Genomic DNA, 17,162 nt, shown 5'->3' on the forward strand with positions numbered 1-17,162 from the left:
TGAGTGGGGGAGAAGCAGACTGCTCAAGCCAGGATAAACAATGAAAGTAGCAATGATTGCAGCGGTGGCGGAAAACAACGCCATCGGAATTAATAACAAGCTTCCCTGGTACCTGCCGGGGGATTTGCGGTATTTCAAAGCGGTCACCATGGGCAAGCCGGTTGTGATGGGGCGCAAGACCTTTGAGTCCCTGCGTAAGCCGCTGCCGGGGCGCACCAACATTGTGATGACCCGGGACGCCAGCTGGAGCCACGAAGGTGTGAAGGTCGTGGGCAATCTTGAGGCTGCTATTGAAGTGGCAGAAAGCGTGGCCTTAATTGATGGCGCTACCGAGTTGATGATTATTGGTGGTGAGCAGATTTATCGTCAGGCCCTGCCCAGGGCTGACCGCCTGTACCTCACCCGGGTAGGTCAACCCTTTGATGGGGACGCTTTTTTCCCGACGCTGGACGATAGCCAGTGGCAGGAAGCAGCCCGCGAAGACCATGAATCCGACGATGGCCTGAAATACAGCTATTTAGTTCTCGATCGAGCCTAACAGACCCAGTCTCCCTTCTTATACTGTTGTGTAGCCCCTCCGGATTGAGGGCCGCACAACAGGAGCAGGGAGTGTCCTTTAACTCTTCAACCAATAACTCTTCCGTTTCCAGCCCACCGGCTTATTCGTCGGACTCGGGGCGGGTGAGCTTTGCACAGATTTTTGGCGAAGAGTCTCGCAAACAGCTCCATGATCAAGCCGTTCGTATCAAGGATATCTCTGATGTTGATGGAGCATGGCAGATCACCACTGCCCAGGCCTCATGGAGAGGGCACTCTGTCAAGTGGCTGAACCACCGCTACCTCAAACAGGTGGTTACGGCCGCAGGGAAAAAATTCCGTACTCTCTTTTACCTCCGCAATACGTTTGCCCGTGAACTTATGGCGGCTTATACCAACGGATTCAAGACTCTCACGGCTCAGCCATCCTCTGCTATTACCCCTGTTGTGGGAAAAAACACTGCCAGCCCTTCAGAAAAAAATGATGATCTTTCCACTCCTCTTGGCTTTCGGGTTGCTGCATCGTTGCATCTGGCTGGCGCCTGTAAGTTGCGATGTGATGATTCTGGCAAAGTCGGCTTTAAAAGAACGCGAACAGAGCTGGATGATGAGAAGGTTCAGGAGATTGATTACTACGTCAACCTGTCTCCCCTGCGCCTGACTTATGAATACCTGAGTGACAACAAGTCATTCCCCAACGGCTATCTGGAACATGTGCTGATTCCCTGTTATATCGACAGGTTAATGTCGGAAGCAGGGATGTCAGAAAACGACGCGCGGGAAACCATAACGGCCCTCCGGGAGCTATATGGCCTGCAGAAAGACCGGGACATTGATCTGGAACCCATTATGGAGATTCGCAACGCCATTGATAAGGCTGCGAATAATCATCAGAGAAAAGTCAGCTGTGCCGGGCTGGTGGAAGGGTATTTTCCTGCAGGAGCTAAAGCTCAGGAGAGTAAATCTTCCCGGTCAGTTCGTAAAATTACAGTCGGGAGGATACTGGATCAGGGCAGGGCAACCCGACAGGAGGTGCGCCATTACTTCATTCAGGCGTTGCGTAAAAAAGGGGAAGGACGAGAAAAGGCCCGAGAACGGGTAGTGGCTGCGTTAGAAAGCCGTGGTTTAAGTGTGGGGAAAACTCTGTCCATAGATGACTTTCAGGTCTTATCCGGTGTTCTTGGTCTTTATGATGAAAGTCATCAGGGCGATGTGGTTCGGGATTACCTGGGTTTAGTAACCCATATCGACAGCACTAAGCGGACAGAGCCTGGGCGCAGAAAATTGTTGCTCAGCCAGGCCGGAATGAAGGAAGACGACAGCTTTGAGGTCAGTACCGGCCACAATGACTCACTGACAATTATTAATCCGCCCACGCTGGAAGCTCCCGACCCCGGTAATACCTACACCTGCGATTATGACGAGCTCTGGTGTATCCAGACACGAGTGGATCGCGGTTGGAAGGTCCGTTGGACCCGCGATATGTACAAGCGCATTGTTCGCTGGATCAGCAGAAATAAAAGAGTTATAGCGGTTGAAGCAACGTCGCGGGTACTGACATCAATAATGACAGGTTTGGTGTCTGGTGGCATTGCCGGGGCTATGTATCTGGGCTGTGCTGTGTTGTATGTTCCGGTTCTGATCGGTTTTAACCTCGGCATGGAGAAGGTCCAGGAGCTGTGGCACCGTAGAAAACTCATGAAATATGATGGTGAGGGACAACCGAACCACGCCACCAGACGAAAGGCTTTTTACGAGAGCCTTGCCCATGTTGCTTCTGAAAAAAGCCTGACGGATTGTTATAACGCTTATTTCAACCTCAAAGAAGATCTGGCCGGACTGGAAAAACTGAAGGCCAAAGCCAATCTCAGTGCCAAAGAGCAGATCGCCTATCGACGTTATCAAGTTATACAACAACTGCGTACGGCTGAGCTGGGTGAGAGCTACAAAGATGTGGGGCAGATGATGGTGGAAACCGTGACTGATATATCCAGGTTTGAGCAGGCTTTCGAAGATCAGTTTCTTACCCTGTGGAAGCCGTTCTCAAAAACAGAGCAGCGCCGGGCTGTTAAAGCTGGCAAGCCTCACATGTCCAATGATGAGAAGGTCAGAATATTTAATGAAGCTGCCAATCGCCTGTTACTGAAAGGAGAGGTTCGGACATCCCGGCAGGATCAACAGGACTGGATGCGTGAATTGATTGTTTCCGGGGCAAAAGATGGCCGACGTTCTGGAAAACTATTGTTCCGGGATCTGGCCAAACTGAAACGGCGTCATAAAACTGATCTTCGTACGTCAGCGGTTGCTGGTCGTATGAACTGGATGAAGGCTAATGGTTACGAAGCTGCCAGGCATACGGCCATTGTCGTGGGACACTTCTTGTATACCAACATTATCATGAATGCCAGCAAGGTATTGAAAGCAGGGACGTCCTGGATATTAAAAGGAATTTTGCCGAAACATGTTGATGTCTTGCCGGTGCCCACGGCGGCGATAGCGACTTACTGGGTGTCTTCGTTTCTTGGGGGGAAGGCCATGCAGCTGATCAATGACTGTCGTAACCGGCTGCGGGTGAATAAGATTATCAAGAGTCGCAGAAAACCTCTGATTGAAGATGAGCCGGAAAAGACGAGCAGCTTTGAATATAAACAATCCAAAGCGCAGAAAATAGAACACAAAGTTTCGAGTGTACTGGGTTATAAAAAAGGGAAACTAGGTGAGCAAGTCGCATTTGATGCCGAAGTCAGTGAGCTTGGCCCCGAGGATTACCGGGCGCTCAGGCGGGAAGGAGGAGCGCAGATTAAGCAGATTCCGAAAATACTGGCAAAAATGCGGAAAGCACATGACCGTCTGCAAGGCGATGTGAAAGAGTTAACAGATAAAAACGCCATGGTTGTGGACAGGGAAGAACAACTTATAAAAATTGCCATGTTGATTCTGGAACGAAAATATCTGGAACAACAGATGCAGGAGCTGCTCAGTGGCGCAGTGGGAACCTTTTATGAGGAAACTATCCGAGGAGAATGGTTACGGCGTCAGGAGGTGTATGATGTGAGCTATGGTATACCGGAATCCACTTGATCGTTATTTTCACTAGAATTTGAATTTGTACCTCAGGCGCAGCTCGTTCAAGGGTTTTAAAGCATCAGGGAACAGTGGTTCCCTTCCCTCTTCTTCAGCACTCTTTGTTGCATTCTCACGGTTTAGCTGGTCCTGAATCTCTGCCCCTGTATCAGGGTGCCCTCTATCTGGAATCGTTAATTCGAACAAATGGTGTTCATCCAGGTGGAATATGGGCAGCCCTGTTTCCTTTCCGGGGACTTCGGGTCTATCTATAGCCCATGTAGTAGCCGTCATAAGAATACCAAAAGCAAGGAGCAGAAGGTGGAATGCTCCCTTGCTGGGTATCTGTCTTGGAAAATATGCCATAGCTGTTACTCACTCATGAAGCGATCACAGAATAGATGACCATGGCTGCTTTCAGCATTAGTACTTATCATGTTGATTTTGAAAACAGCCTAAACCAGTGTTTTCAAAAGTACCTTGGAATTCCGTGGGCGATTGTAACCTTGCTGTTTCTCACCTGGTAACGCGCTGATTTTGCTGGCTTTGAAACCACGCTCTACGAACCAGTGGGCTGTTTGGGTGGTGAGTACAAACAGAGAGTCAAGCCCTTGCTGTTGCGCCTTCTGCTCGATGGCTTCCAGCAGAGTATCTCCACGGTTGCCGTTTCTGTAATCCGGATGAATCACAAGGCAGGCCAGTTCTGCGCAGTTGCTTTCGGGGTACGCGTGCAGTGACGCGCAGCCAATAATCATGCCGTCCCGAACCAGCACCGTAAACAGGTGAATGTCCCGCTCCAGCTGTTTGCAAGAGCGTCGAATCAGTATGCCCTTTTCTTCCAATGGCTGAATCAGTTTGAGCACGCCGCCTACATCTTCGATAGTGGCCTGGCGCATCTGCTCGTAGGCATCCATATCCTGTGTAATCAGAGTGCCGCAGCCTTCCCGGGTAAACAGTTCCTGTAGAAGGGCCCCATCGGTGGCGTGGCTGATAATGTGGGTACGAATCACTCCACCATCACAGGCTGCGACAGCGGCTTCCAGCAGGCGTCTATCTTCCGGAGTATTATGATCCCGCAAACGGCGGCGGGCTTCGGAAGGGCGCATGGTGCGTACCAGCTTACTGTCGTAATCTTTCAAACCCATTCCAGAACTGTACATGATGAGCTTTTCAGCTTTCAGGGCGATGGCCGTTTGTGTAGCCACATGTTCCACTGTGATATTGAATGCTTCTCCTGTTGGGGAGTAGCCCACACAGGGGAGGAGTACGAGGTAATTGTCGTCCAGTTGCTGTTGAATGGCCGTGCGATCAATACGGCGTACTTCACCGGTATTCTGGAAGTCGACGCCATCCACCACACCCAGAGGGCGGGCGGTGATGAAGTTCCCCCCCACAACCCGAATGCGGGAGCCGTGCATGGGAGAGTTCACCAGCCCCATGGAGAGTTGGGCTTCAATTTTTACTCGCAGAGTTCCCACAGCTTCAATCACCGCAGACAGGGCTGCTTTATCGGTCACACGACAGTGCTCACGGAATACTGATGTGATATCCCGCTTTCCTAACCGGGCTGAGATTTGTGAGCGTGCGCCATATACCAGTACCAGTCGTACTCCCAGACTGCTCAGCAGAGCAATATCGCTGGCGATGTTGGCAAAGTTAGCGTCTCCTACAGCAGAGCCCGGCAGCATAATCACAAAAGTACGGCCACGGTGTGCGTGAATATAGGGAGAGGACTGACGGAAAAACTTTACGTAATCTTCGTTGCTGTTTTCTTCCCGATTATGATTCATTGCGTTATTTCTCTTTCCCTGTTTCTGTCAGGCAGAACTCTTTAATCAAATCACGAAGAATCTCAATGGTGGGTTTAATGGTTTCCAGCCCAATGTATTCATCGGGCTGATGCGCTTGAGCAATGCCACCGGGGCCAAGCACCAGTGTGTCCATTCCTATTTTGCTGAGAAAGGGGGCCTCTGTGGCAAAGGCAGCACTGGCGCTGGAATGTCCTGTCAGTTTTTCACAGGCTTCTACAAGAGGGCTATTGGGCTGGCTGACAAAGGACTCAATTATCTGGGTAATAGGCGATAAATCAAAGGCAATTCCCAGCTGCCTTGCCAGAGGTTCTGTGCGTTTGCGAATATTGTGGCGAACAACATCTGACTCCATGCCGGGCAACATACGTACATCGTATTCCAGTACGCAGGTTTCGCAGATTCTGTTAGGGTTATCGCCCCCATGAATACAGCCGAGATTCAGGGTCGGCACAGGCACTGAAAACCCTGGGTTGTAGTACTGGGTTTTCCACTCCTCCCGCAGCATCATCAGTTCTGTCATGACCCTGTGCATGGCATCCATGGCATTGCGGCCCTTGGATGGGTCACTGGAATGGCCAGACTGACCCGTAAGGGTAATCCGCTCCATCATAATACCCTTATGCATGGTGATGGGCTGCAGGTTGGTGGGCTCACCAATAACGGCGTAGCGTGCTTTAGGGCGACCGAGGTTTACCAGCTGTCGCACGCCATTCATCGTGGTTTCTTCATCAGCTGTGGCAAGGATAATGAGGGGTTGCTTCATTTGCTCCGGCTTAAGGCCACGGGCAGCCTCCATAGCCAGCGCCAGAAAACTTTTCATATCGCAGGTGCCAAGACCATAGAGCTTATTGTCTCGCTCGGTCAGCTTAAAAGGGTTTTGGCTCCATAGGGATTCATCACAAGGAACAGTGTCAGTATGTCCAGACAACACCAAACCACCGGAGCCTTTTCCGAGGGTGGCAATCAAGTTGGCCTTGTGGGGAGCATCAGGCAAGGGAAGTATTTCGCAGTCAAACCCCATATCTTCCAGCCACCCTGCAAGAAGATCAATAACTTCCCGATTACCCTGATCAATATCAGGCCGTGTACTGCTGATTGATGATGTAGCAATCAGCTGTCGTATTGCAGGAAGTAAAAGCTGTGACATAAATGGAATACCCAAATCTCACTTCAGTGTCTTTGAATCATAAAGCGCCAACAGCTCCCAGGGAATACTGATTCTTTAAGCTGAGCCAAAAAGCATCCTGAAAATATAAAAGAAAGCGATAGCGAGAATGGCTCCAGCAGGAAGTGTTACTAGCCACGACATGAAAATGGTGCTTATGACTTGTAGATTGAGTGCACCGATACCCCTTGCCAGCCCCACCCCCAGAACCGCTCCGACGAGGATGTGAGTTGTTGAAACCGGCAGCCCCGTAGCAGAAGAAAGAACGACAGTAGTGGCCGCTGAAAGCTCTGCCGCAAACCCACGGCTGGGAGTCAGCTCGGTGATGTGTTTGCCGATAGTGGTCATCACCTTGTAGCCATAGGTTGTCAGTCCAAAGATGATACCCGCACCACCCAGCATCAAGATCCAGCTTGGCATGGGAGTGTATGTAGCAATATTTCCGCCGGTATCGACTACATGAACAACTGCAGCCAGAGGCCCTACTGCATTGGCGACATCGTTGGAACCATGGGCAAAAGCCATAGCGCAGGCGGTGAAAATCATCATTGTACCGAAGATGCGCTCAACGCTGGAGTAATGGAAATCCCGGTCAGCTTTGGTGTCTTTATGAATGCGGGTGAGAGCCAGCATGCTCAGGATTGTGGTGATACAACCAAAAAATACAGAGAGTGCGACAATTTCAGCAGAAGATAAATTAAACCCTAAATGACTCAAACCATTTCTTGAGGTCACCATGGCAATCATAAAACCCACAAGAAAGGTGTAAGCCGGAATAAAGGTTTTGGCGCTGCGAAAGGGATCGCTGGTATTCAGTATGAGCTTTTGAATCGAGGTGAAAACAAGGAGCGATAACATCCCTGAAAACAGCGGTGAAATTATCCAGCACCCTACAATCGACAGTACGCTGTGCCACCGCACAGCATCGTGCCCGATACCCGCAACGGCAAAACCAACGATGGCGCCTACAATGGAATGCGTGGTGGATACGGGCCAGCCATAATGTGTAGCTATCAAGAGCCAGGTACCAGCCGCAAGCAGGGCGGCCAGCATGCCGTAAATCAGTAGCTCCGGGTTCGCCAGAAGCTCCGGCATAGTAGGATCAATAATCCCCTTGCGAATAGTAGCGGTGACCGAACCACCGGCAAGAAAAGCCCCGGCAAACTCCAGAATAATGGCGATAATTATCGCCTGTTTAATAGTCAGTGCCTTGGAGCCAACAGAGGTTCCCATGGCATTGGCTACATCATTTGCTCCCACTCCCCAGGCCATGAAAAAACCAAAGAAACATGCCAGACCCAGCAGGATGACCCCATATTCCGCAATGATAGACATTAGAAATACATACCTTTAGAGCTACATCGTCAGAGCGCACTTATTAGAGCCCTGTTTGTTTGTTTTAATTCAAAGAAACTAACGAAGCGGTTACTGGCCTGTAACCGTTAATGAGCCAAAAGCATGTGCAGATACCCTCCAACCCGAGAGGCTCTGTCGGCCAGATCGCCTACCCATTCGATCACCTTATAAAGGAACATGACATCAACCGGGTAAAGCTCCCTCTCTTTGGTAAACAAAAGGCGTCGCACTGTAATCTGGAGCTCATCGGAGTTAGCTTCAATGGCGTTTAACTCCTCAATCATGTTTTCAACGATGTCCGCTTCCCGCCCGCGAAACCCGGTTTCCAGCAGATCATCCAGTTCATTGATAGCCATAAGAGCCTGTGCCGAAGCTTCTACGGAGCGTCTGACAAAGGTCATGAAGTCCGGTTTCAGCTCTTCGGGAAATCGCATCTGTCGGCCCAGAACGATTCCGGCAATATCCTTGGCGCGGTTGGCAACTTTGTCCTGTACAGTGACTAAATCCAGAAGATCGGTTCTGGGTACGGGAAGAAACAGGCTCTTTGGCAGGGAAAGACGCAACTCTTTCTTGATTCTGTCAGCTTCCTCCTCAAGGCTGACAATGCGCTTTTGACAGATTTCTGCCTCGCTCCAGTTCTCAGTCAGAACCGCCTCAAAGAAAGGGTCCAGCAAAGCAGCGGCTCCGTGGGCACTGGCGATATGTTGTTTTATAGGCCCTATCGGAGAGCGTCCAAATACGTTGGACAAAAGGTATCTCGATGACATCGGTGCTAACAGTCGTTGTTATTGAAACGAGATTATAGAAACTGATTTTCTACTGGGCTGAGAATTTGTGTAATTGGATGTGATTTAATTTTCACAGCGATAAATCGGATATATAAGTATCTGATAAATCGATATATTTTGTGTTGTGTATTTTTGGAGGTGTAACTTTATGGGCCGTGAAATTGAGCTGAAACTGAGCCTTGCGGCTGCTGACCACGGAGCGTTGCTGAATGCGCCCTGTCTTGCCGGTCAGCCTGTGGTGACCCTTCATCTGGCAAACACTTATTTCGATACGCCGGATGCGGTGTTAAATCAGCACCGTGTGGCTCTGCGAGTCCGGGAGAAAAATGGGATCTATATCCAAACCCTGAAAACCAGGGGTGAGAGTGTGAACGGCTTGAGCCACAGGGGGGAATGGGAGTGGCAACTGGAAGGCCCGGAGCTGGATGGCAGGCGTCTGGAGAGTGTGTGGCCAGAGGCATTGAAAGGGGTTGATGTGTCCACTTTAACACCAGTCTTTCGTACGGATTTTGAGCGAAAGGTTATCGACTTTCAATGGCTGGGAGCTTCGATAGAACTTGCTCTCGATAAAGGCCATGTGGTTGCTGGCAGCCGTACTCAGCCCATATCTGAGCTGGAGCTGGAATTGAAAGAAGGTGACGAAACAGCATTGATATCTCTGGCCGAAGAGCTGGGGCGAGTGATTGTGCTCAAACCTGAAAATATCAGTAAAGCGGAACGAGGTTACCGGCTTGCTCGTGGGGGGAGCGAAGGGTAGGCTCGGGCTTATCCGAATATGCCTGTTGAGCTGGTTGTGGAACAGTCCGTGGAAAAAAGAATAAATCTTAAAAAAAAGAATCAGGCCAAGCCACTTGGTCGGAAACCTGCTGGCAGTTATAAGGCCAGTGGTAATAACCCTGGAGACTATTTGCTCGACCTTTCCCAGATAGTCAGGGATATGGTGAGGGATGGGCTCTTAAGTGCCAGTCAGGGGCAGGAGGTTCTTTCCCGAAGGCGTAATGAAACTCAGGCTAAGCTCCATCCGTTTGAGTATCTGGCGGAGCTGGAGCTGGATAATCAGGCAAACCCCGGTCAGCCACTCGATCTGGGAACCATGAGTCGCTGGCTGGCCGAAAGCGCCCAGCAGCCCTATTACCATATTGACCCTCTGAAAATTGATGCGGCTTCTGTCACACCGCTGATGTCCCTCGCCTATGCTGAGCGGCACCAGATTCTGGCGGTAGAAGTGAATGAAAACGAAATTCTCGTAGCCAGCGCTCAACCCTGGCACAGAGGCTGGGAAGACAACCTCAAACACATAAACCGCCGTGAAATTAAGCGGGTTGTGAGTAACCCGGCTGAGATTCGTCGTTACACCGGTGAGTTCTATAAACTGGCCAAATCCATCACCGGAGCCAGTAAAGAAGGTGGCATTAATGCTATCAATACCGGCAATCTGGAACAGCTTCTCCAGCTGGGCGATGCCCAGACCCCCGATGCCAACGACCAGCACATTATCAATATTGTGGACTGGCTGCTGCAATACGCCTTCGACCAGCGGGCCAGTGATATCCACATTGAGCCGCGCCGTGATAAAGGTCATATCCGCTTCCGTATCGACGGTGTTCTCCACACGGTTTACGACATGCCCGCACAGGTGCTGGCTGCAGTGAACAGCCGCCTGAAAATTCTTGGCCGGATGAATGTGGCCGAGAAACGCAAACCCCAGGATGGCCGTTTGAAAACCCGCTCCACTGAAGGCAGTGAAGTGGAGCTGCGTATATCTACACTGCCCACCGCCTTTGGCGAAAAAATGGTGATGCGAATTTTTGACCCGGATGTCTTGCTGAAGGGTTTCCATGATCTCGGCTTTTCCAAAGACGACGACAAACGCTGGCACCAGATGGTGAGTCGGCCAAGCGGCATTGTGCTGGTAACCGGCCCTACAGGTTCCGGCAAAACCACCACGCTCTACTCCACTTTGAAGGAGCTGGCTACATCCAGGGTGAATGTGTGTACTATTGAAGACCCCATTGAAATGGTAGAGCCGTCGTTTAACCAGATGCAGGTACAGCATAATATCGACCTGACCTTTGCCAGTGGCGTACGGGCACTTTTACGACAGGACCCGGATATCATTATGGTGGGTGAGATTCGTGATCTGGAAACGGCAGAAATGGCGATACAGGCTGCACTCACCGGACACCTTGTGCTGTCCACTCTGCACACGAACGATGCTCCCTCTGCTATTACCCGTCTGCTGGAACTCGGAGTGCCGGATTACTTGATTCGGGCAACTGTGCTGGGGGTTATGGCACAGCGTCTGGTAAGAACCCTGTGCCCGGATTGCAAAGCACCTGCGCCCATTGATAAACAGGCCTGGAAAGAGCTGACCCGCCCCTGGGTGGCCGAACCACCATCCATGGGCGCAAAAGCTGTAGGGTGTTTAAACTGCCGACAAACAGGCTTTCGTGGCCGTGCCGGTGTGTATGAGATTATGCCCCTGGAGGGTGTAGTGCGGGATCAACTGGGAGAACGTACCGATGTGGATAAAATGCGCTCGGCGGCTATCCGCAATGGCATGCACACACTCCGGCTGAGCGGTGCACAAAAGGTGGCTGCAGGATTAACGACAGTGGATGAAGTGCTACGGGTTACGCCGGTAACAACGCTGAGTTGAGGGCATCAGGCGTTGTAAACCAAGGCAGCAAACGACAGGGTCATTACGGTCAGGGATGTGAATAACAGCGCAATCTCTGGCCGCGTTAACTGATCATTATTCAGGTTCTTCATAGTACTGCTCCGTGTACATCAAACTCCTCACGTCCTTCCAGTATAGAAGCCTGCTCCAGCCTACTGATTTTGTAGGAGAAAACCGGATAAAAGCGCCATGCACGGGTTTATTCCCTTTTGTGCAGCAGGAAAAGGTGCCGATTAACAGGCTTGCGTGATGGGATTTGTCGGAATATTGAAGGGAAAAAGAGGGCTTTTTGAGCGAATGGCCGGAAACGTCAAAGTTTCCGGCCATGCTTTAAAACAGTGTTTTAAGGCATCAGGCGCCTAAGTAGGCCTTACGCACATCATCGTTGACCAGAAGGTTTGCGCCGGTATCCGCCATAACAATCCGCCCGTTTTCCAGAACATAGCCACGGTCGGCCAGTTTCAAAGCCTGATTCGCGTTTTGCTCCACCAGAAAGACAGTCATCCCATCATCCCGCAGTTTCTCGATAATGTCGAAAATCTGCTGAATGATAATGGGCGCCAGGCCGAGAGATGGCTCATCCAGAAGCAAGAGTTTTGGGCGACTCATCATGGCACGGCCAATAGCCAGCATCTGCTGTTCACCGCCAGACATTGTGCCGCTGCGCTGATCAAAGCGTTCCCTCAAACGGGGGAACAGCTGCAGCACATGCTCCAGCATCTCGGCCTTGTATTCATTAGTTTCAAAGAAACCACCCATATCGAGATTCTCTTCCACCGTGAGGCGGGAGAATACACGACGCCCTTCCGGCACAATGGCAATGCCCGAGCGCATAATCTCCGGTGTTTCCCAATCGGTAATGTCCTGCCCTTCAAACACAATGTTGCCTGTGCTGGGGTGAGGATCACCACACAGCGTCATCAGCAGAGTGCTTTTTCCTGCGCCATTGGCACCAATCAGAGTAACGATCTCGCCCTGTTGAACCTCAACGGAGATGTTGTCCAGTGCCTGAATTTTTCCGTAGTGAGCAGAAACGTTTTCAATCGACAGCATCACGCTTCCCCCAGATAGGCTTTGATTACGTCAGGGTTGTTTTTGATCTGTTCCGGCGTGCCATCGGCCAGAGGTGTGCCTTGGTTAATCACGTAGATATGATCGGAGATTTCCATCACCAGTTTCATATCATGCTCAATCAGCATGACTGACACGTCGTGGTGATCTCGCAGGTCACAGATCAGCTCATCCAGCTCTTTGGTTTCCTGGGGGTTCAGACCAGCGGCGGGTTCATCGAGCATCAGCATATCCGGTCGGGTGACCATGCAGCGGGCGATTTCCAGCCTGCGCTGCTGACCGTAGGCAAGATTTCCTGCATCGCGGTTGGCCATCTCGGTGAGATTCACTTTGTCCAACCAGTAGGCTGCGCAATCCAGAGCTTCACGCTCACTGCGGCGGTAAGCGGGAGTCTTAAACAGGCCGGACAACAGGTTAGTATTCAAATGCCGGTGCTGGGCAACCAGCAGGTTTTCCAGCACCGTCATGCTTTTAAACAGACGCACATGCTGAAAGGTGCGCACGATTCCCTTGAGGGAGATTTCGTGGTTCTTGCTGCCGGTGATGTTTTCGCCCCGATAGCGAATACGGCCATCGGACGGTTTGTAGAAACCGGTCAGGCAGTTGAAGACCGTCGTCTTTCCCGCGCCGTTAGGGCCAATGATGGAAACGATCTGCCCTTTTTCTACATTCAGCTTCACCTTATTCACGGCTATCAGACCACCGAAACGCATGGTCAGGTCATCCACTTCCAGCAGGTTTTGCTTTTTGTTCTGACTGCTCATATCCAATACTCCCTCAAGCGGCCTGGGCTGGTTTGCGTGAAGCGGATGAGCTTTGCTCATCGTTATCCTTGAGCGCGATATGAGGGCGCTTCATAGGTATAAGACCAGCAGGGCGCCAGATCATCATAAACACCATCAGCAGGCCGAACATCAACATACGGTATTCGTTAAATTCCCGGGCCAGCTCGGGGAGTACGGTCATAATAATGGCTGCAAGCACCACACCCATCTGAGAGCCCATGCCTCCAAGCACCACAATGGCAAGGATGATGGCGGACTCAATAAATGTGAACGACTCTGGGCTGATAAAACCCTGGCGGGCGGCAAAGAAGGTTCCGGCAAACCCGGCAAAGGCCGCGCCGATAGTAAAGGCGGATAGTTTGATAGCAGTTTTGTTCATACCCAGAGACTGACAGGCAATGTCGTCTTCTCGCAATGCTTCCCACGCCCGGCCAATGGGCATACGCAACAGGCGGTTGATCACCCACAGGGTGACAATTACCAGCACCAGCGCCAGCAGGTAAAGGAAAATCACCTTGTAGCCGCTGGAGTAGTCAATGCCGAAAAATTCGTGGAAGGGGATATTGCCTTCTTCCTTGGCACGGCGAGAGAATTCCAATCCAAACAGTGTGGGCTTGGGAATCTGGCTGATGCCGTTAGGGCCGCCGGTGATGGACGTCCAGTTCAGCAGCAGGATGCGGATAATTTCACCAAAACCAAGGGTGACGATGGCAAGGTAATCCCCCCGCAGTCGTAACACCGGGAACCCAAGAATAAAGCCGAAGAACGCAGCAATCAGGCCACTAATGAGCAAACAGCTCCAGAAATCCAGCCCGAGATACTGATTCAGCAGAGCGTAGCTGTAAGCGCCTACGGCGTAGAAACCCACATAACCCAAATCCAGCAGTCCTGCCAAACCCACAACAATATTCAGGCCAAGACCAAGCATCACATAGATAAGTGCCAGGGTGGCCAAATCCACAGAGCCACGGGAGGCATAAAAAGGCCAGATAATTAAACCTGCCAGCACAAAGGCAATGGTCAACTGTTTAAGACGAGGGTGTTTTTCCCCCTGGGCTTGAAGAGCTTCAGTGAGGCCCTGCTCCGGTAAGGGCAAGGCATTCCTGAAAGTCTGCCAGCTGCTGGTGATAGGGGAGCGGAACAGCTGAAATACGAACAACACAGCAAGGGCGATAGCCAGTGCTTCAATCCGAACCGGATCAGCAAAGGTAATCGCCAGCCCCGTACCGTCCGGAACCAGCTGAACGCCCATCATAAAACTTGCCAGAATCACAAAGACAATCGAGGTAATAATGGCATTTTTGAAATTGACTGCATTCATACTTTCTCTACCTCTGGCTTGCCGAGGATTCCTGACGGACGGAACAGCAGGATCAGAATCAACAGGCTAAAGGCGACAACATCTTTGTATTCCGAACTGAAGTAACCAGCGGTCATAGACTCCGTTAAACCCAGCAGCAGGCCGCCCAGCACCGCGCCGGGAATACTGCCAATTCCGCCGAGAACGGCAGCGGTAAAGGCTTTCAGGCCCGCAAGAAAACCGATGTAAGGGTTGATAACGCCGTAGTGAAGGCTGAGAAGTACACCCGCAACCGCTGCCAGCGCAGCACCAATCACAAAAGTGAGGGCGATCACATTGTTGGTGTTGATGCCCAGCAGGCGGGTCATGCCCATATCCTCCGCACAGGAGCGGCAGGCGCGGCCAAGACGAGATTTGGAGATAAACACTGTCAGAATCGTCATGCTCACAAGAGTGATGGCGAAGATGATGATCTGCATATACGACAGAGACGCTTGAAAGCCACTCTCCGCGCCAAAAGAAAACCCACCTTCAATCAGGCTGGGCATGGCGATATCCCGGGAACCCTGTGCCAGACGCACATAGTTCTGCAGGAAGATGGACATACCAATGGCGGAGATCAGAGGAATCAGACGGTTACCGCCCCGTAACGGTCGGTAGGCCACCCGTTCTATGGAGTAACCGTAGGTACTGGTAATAATGATGCTGATAATGAAGGCGGCCACGAGCATCAGTGTTACGCTGTCGATACCAATCATGGCAAGGCCCGCCAGTACAATAAACGACACATAACTGCCGATCATGTACACCTCACCGTGAGCAAAATTGATCATGCCAATAATGCCGTAAACCATGGTATAGCCAATGGCGATCAGGGCGTAGGTGCTGCCCAGGGTGAGGCCGTTCAGAATCTGTTGTATAAGGTAAAGACCGGAATCCCCCATACATACTCCTCGTTCTTTTTATAGTGTTCAGAACTCGTGGTTCCGTTTCTTGTTTTTGTTATGCAGCTTTTGAATGCATGCTTTTGGTGCGTGTGCGCCGCTATCTTCTCACAGCCGAGAAGTGCAAAACAGAGGAAGCCCCCGACTTTGGATGCAAAACCGGGGGCTTCTTTTGTTAATAAATTTTAAGGGAGAGTTTTAGTCTATTGGTTCAACGCTAAGGTCGTTACGCTCCAGACCACTCAAACGATGCTCCTCTTCTTCCTGGGTTTCATAGTTTTCATCGTCCACCACTGGAATCGCTTCATCCACACTAAACCTCATGGTTGTGGGCGCAGAGTAGTTGGGCACATCGTCGTAGGTGTACTTCTCCTGCCCCGCCCCGCATAAAGTGATGCACTGGTAGCAGAGGCTGCCCCCAAACAGTTTGTAGCGGCACGGCTGGGGCGAGCTGTTCACGCGCTCGACCCTTGTGCCGCTTGGTGGAACTGGCTGGATCAGTAGATTGCTGAGAGGGCATCCAAAAAGCTGCGGGCGAAAACCCTGCTCCGGATCCGGCGGGTGTGTGTGGCGGTTTGTTATAACTATCGGCATAAGGTGCAGCCGGGGGTAGAAGCACGTAAAGATCTACAGGTGCCGAAGGCTATTTGTGAGCAGTTTGGGATGCCTTATGCTCACTTTGAGCGGGATTACCGGTATTGGGTGCGGTGGTTTGCGATGAGGTAGAGTTTCTATCGTTGCGGCAAGTCACATCGTGAGAAAAAGATTGTGCTAGTATCCCTTCCTCATTGCTTTTTGTAGGAGGGGGTATATGACAACGGAAGTTGTTGTTATGAACAAGTCTGCGGTTGCTATGGCAGCAGATAGTGCTGTTACTATCTCTGGAGGTAGTCAAAGCACCCCTAAAATATATAACAGCGTCAATAAGCTTTTTCAGCTCTCAAAGTACTCCAGCGTAGGCATAATGGTATATGGTGGAGCTGAAATGATGGGGGTTCCGTGGGAAACAATTATAAAGATGTACAGGCAAAAACTAGGTAGTCGACAGTTTGAACGCTTGGAGGAATATGCTAATGATTTCTTTGATTTTTTGCAGAATGATAGCTCTCTCTTCTCTGGTGAAATGTGCTCAATGTTTCTTCGAGACCACATCTTAGCCATTCTAGAAAAGTTGTTCCATCCTCTTGAAGATATCCTCAAAGAGGCTAGCCAATCGGGTGCAGACATATCTGAGACGCCTTCCAAATTGGTTAGGGTTCTAGGTAGCTCTCTGGCCCAGGCTATTTTATCGTTAAAAAACGCCCCACTTATAGATAGAGCAGATGGTCATTTTTGTGGTCAGCTTGTTCAAGCTGTGCGCACGTTCTTGGAAGATCATTTTGAGAACCTGACTAAAGGCTTCCCTTTGGAAGAATTTTCGCAAGATTTGTATGAAAAATTCTCTGCTCAAATTATAGAGGTCATAGTTAAAGCCTTTGTGGTTAGACAGGCTTACACCCAACAGATATCAGGGTTGGTGATTGCTGGTTTTGGGGAAAAGGATTTGTTTCCAGCCACGCTCTCATACACTGTGGAGGGCGTATATAAAAGGGTGAAGTATTGGCGGGACGAGCATCTATCAGGCAGTATAGATGTAACTATTCAGCCCCCCTAACCTGAAGC

At 50.8% G+C, this 17,162-nt stretch carries 15 protein-coding genes; 5 read left to right on the forward strand and 10 right to left on the reverse strand.

The window, feature by feature from the left end:
* Window positions 1–40: 40 nt before the first annotated feature.
* Both E1189_RS11470 and E1189_RS11475 read left to right on the forward strand, forming a co-directional pair.
* Window positions 41–538 carry a dihydrofolate reductase gene (locus tag E1189_RS11470; RefSeq protein ID WP_155160469.1) on the forward strand — a complete coding sequence of 166 codons (498 nt, stop codon included), beginning with the start codon at window positions 41–43 and terminating at the stop codon, window positions 536–538.
* A 71-nt stretch (window positions 539–609) separates the two neighbouring features.
* Entirely contained in the window at window positions 610–3,618 is a 3,009-nt protein-coding gene (locus tag E1189_RS11475) for a hypothetical protein (RefSeq protein ID WP_155160470.1), read from the forward strand.
* A gap of 12 nt (window positions 3,619–3,630) precedes the next feature.
* Here E1189_RS11475 and E1189_RS11480 read toward each other — a convergent pair whose 3' ends face one another.
* The 5 genes from E1189_RS11480 to E1189_RS11500 form a co-directional block, all read right to left on the reverse strand.
* Window positions 3,631–3,966, reverse strand: a complete 336-nt coding sequence (locus tag E1189_RS11480; RefSeq protein ID WP_155160471.1) for a hypothetical protein — start codon at window positions 3,964–3,966, stop codon at window positions 3,631–3,633.
* An 89-nt stretch (window positions 3,967–4,055) separates the two neighbouring features.
* Window positions 4,056–5,390: an amino-acid N-acetyltransferase gene (argA, locus tag E1189_RS11485; RefSeq protein WP_155160472.1), complete on the reverse strand. Its 1,335-nt coding sequence runs from the start codon at window positions 5,388–5,390 to the stop codon at window positions 4,056–4,058.
* A 4-nt stretch (window positions 5,391–5,394) separates the two neighbouring features.
* Window positions 5,395–6,558, reverse strand: a complete 1,164-nt coding sequence (argE, locus tag E1189_RS11490) for an acetylornithine deacetylase (RefSeq protein WP_155160473.1) — start codon at window positions 6,556–6,558, stop codon at window positions 5,395–5,397.
* A 75-nt stretch (window positions 6,559–6,633) separates the two neighbouring features.
* Window positions 6,634–7,911 (reverse strand): inorganic phosphate transporter, encoded by a 1,278-nt coding sequence (locus E1189_RS11495; RefSeq protein ID WP_155160474.1) that lies wholly within the window; start codon window positions 7,909–7,911, stop codon window positions 6,634–6,636.
* A 107-nt stretch (window positions 7,912–8,018) separates the two neighbouring features.
* A complete protein-coding gene (locus E1189_RS11500) occupies window positions 8,019–8,681 on the reverse strand; it encodes a TIGR00153 family protein (RefSeq protein ID WP_329602000.1) in 663 nt (220 codons plus the stop codon).
* Between the two features lie 187 nt (window positions 8,682–8,868).
* Here E1189_RS11500 and E1189_RS11505 point away from each other — a divergent pair, with 187 nt between their 5' ends.
* Together E1189_RS11505 and tfpB are read left to right on the forward strand one after the other, a co-directional pair.
* Window positions 8,869–9,477: a CYTH domain-containing protein gene (locus tag E1189_RS11505; RefSeq protein WP_155160476.1), complete on the forward strand. Its 609-nt coding sequence runs from the start codon at window positions 8,869–8,871 to the stop codon at window positions 9,475–9,477.
* Window positions 9,478–9,495: 18 nt separating this feature from the next.
* A complete protein-coding gene (tfpB, locus tag E1189_RS11510) occupies window positions 9,496–11,379 on the forward strand; it encodes a type IV pilus assembly ATPase TfpB (protein WP_155160477.1) in 1,884 nt (627 codons plus the stop codon).
* 372 nt (window positions 11,380–11,751) lie between these two features.
* Here tfpB and E1189_RS11515 read toward each other — a convergent pair whose 3' ends face one another.
* The 5 genes from E1189_RS11515 to E1189_RS11535 all read right to left on the reverse strand — a co-directional run bounded on the left by E1189_RS11515 (window position 11,752) and on the right by E1189_RS11535 (window position 15,959).
* The gene (locus E1189_RS11515; RefSeq protein ID WP_155160484.1) at window positions 11,752–12,453 is read right to left on the reverse strand and encodes an ATP-binding cassette domain-containing protein; all 702 of its coding nucleotides are present in this window, start codon (window positions 12,451–12,453) and stop codon (window positions 11,752–11,754) included.
* Complete coding sequence (gene livG, locus E1189_RS11520; protein ID WP_155160478.1) at window positions 12,453–13,235, reverse strand: high-affinity branched-chain amino acid ABC transporter ATP-binding protein LivG; 783 nt, start codon at window positions 13,233–13,235, stop codon at window positions 12,453–12,455. Before livG ends, E1189_RS11515 begins: the two co-directional genes overlap by 1 nt.
* 13 nt (window positions 13,236–13,248) lie before the next feature.
* Complete coding sequence (locus E1189_RS11525) at window positions 13,249–14,577, reverse strand: high-affinity branched-chain amino acid ABC transporter permease LivM (protein WP_155160479.1); 1,329 nt, start codon at window positions 14,575–14,577, stop codon at window positions 13,249–13,251.
* A complete protein-coding gene (gene livH, locus E1189_RS11530; protein ID WP_155160480.1) occupies window positions 14,574–15,500 on the reverse strand; it encodes a high-affinity branched-chain amino acid ABC transporter permease LivH in 927 nt (308 codons plus the stop codon). Before livH ends, E1189_RS11525 begins: the two co-directional genes overlap by 4 nt.
* 198 nt (window positions 15,501–15,698) lie before the next feature.
* Window positions 15,699–15,959, reverse strand: a complete 261-nt coding sequence (locus E1189_RS11535) for a hypothetical protein (RefSeq protein ID WP_155160481.1) — start codon at window positions 15,957–15,959, stop codon at window positions 15,699–15,701.
* 352 nt (window positions 15,960–16,311) lie between these two features.
* Here E1189_RS11535 and E1189_RS11540 point away from each other — a divergent pair, with 352 nt between their 5' ends.
* Window positions 16,312–17,154: a hypothetical protein gene (locus tag E1189_RS11540; RefSeq protein WP_155160482.1), complete on the forward strand. Its 843-nt coding sequence runs from the start codon at window positions 16,312–16,314 to the stop codon at window positions 17,152–17,154.
* Window positions 17,155–17,162: the final 8 nt, after the last annotated feature.

This window comes from Parendozoicomonas verongulae (assembly GCF_009711465.1).
Taxonomy (GTDB): Bacteria; Pseudomonadota; Gammaproteobacteria; order Pseudomonadales; family Endozoicomonadaceae; genus Sansalvadorimonas; species Sansalvadorimonas verongulae.

What these genes read in the sequence shown, in the direction of transcription:
- argA (WP_155160472.1), bottom strand. Translation starts at nt 5,390, where the DNA reads ATGAATCATAATCGGGAAGAAAACAGCAACGAAGATTACGTAAAGTTT.
- argE (WP_155160473.1), bottom strand. Translation starts at nt 6,558, where the DNA reads ATGTCACAGCTTTTACTTCCTGCAATACGACAGCTGATTGCTACATCA.
- tfpB (WP_155160477.1), top strand. Translation starts at nt 9,496, where the DNA reads ATGCCTGTTGAGCTGGTTGTGGAACAGTCCGTGGAAAAAAGAATAAAT.
- E1189_RS11505 (WP_155160476.1), top strand. Translation starts at nt 8,869, where the DNA reads ATGGGCCGTGAAATTGAGCTGAAACTGAGCCTTGCGGCTGCTGACCAC.
- E1189_RS11480 (WP_155160471.1), bottom strand. Translation starts at nt 3,966, where the DNA reads ATGGCATATTTTCCAAGACAGATACCCAGCAAGGGAGCATTCCACCTT.
- E1189_RS11515 (WP_155160484.1), bottom strand. Translation starts at nt 12,453, where the DNA reads ATGCTGTCGATTGAAAACGTTTCTGCTCACTACGGAAAAATTCAGGCA.
- E1189_RS11540 (WP_155160482.1), top strand. Translation starts at nt 16,312, where the DNA reads ATGACAACGGAAGTTGTTGTTATGAACAAGTCTGCGGTTGCTATGGCA.
- E1189_RS11495 (WP_155160474.1), bottom strand. Translation starts at nt 7,911, where the DNA reads ATGTCTATCATTGCGGAATATGGGGTCATCCTGCTGGGTCTGGCATGT.
- livG (WP_155160478.1), bottom strand. Translation starts at nt 13,235, where the DNA reads ATGAGCAGTCAGAACAAAAAGCAAAACCTGCTGGAAGTGGATGACCTG.
- E1189_RS11470 (WP_155160469.1), top strand. Translation starts at nt 41, where the DNA reads ATGAAAGTAGCAATGATTGCAGCGGTGGCGGAAAACAACGCCATCGGA.
- E1189_RS11525 (WP_155160479.1), bottom strand. Translation starts at nt 14,577, where the DNA reads ATGAATGCAGTCAATTTCAAAAATGCCATTATTACCTCGATTGTCTTT.
- livH (WP_155160480.1), bottom strand. Translation starts at nt 15,500, where the DNA reads ATGGGGGATTCCGGTCTTTACCTTATACAACAGATTCTGAACGGCCTC.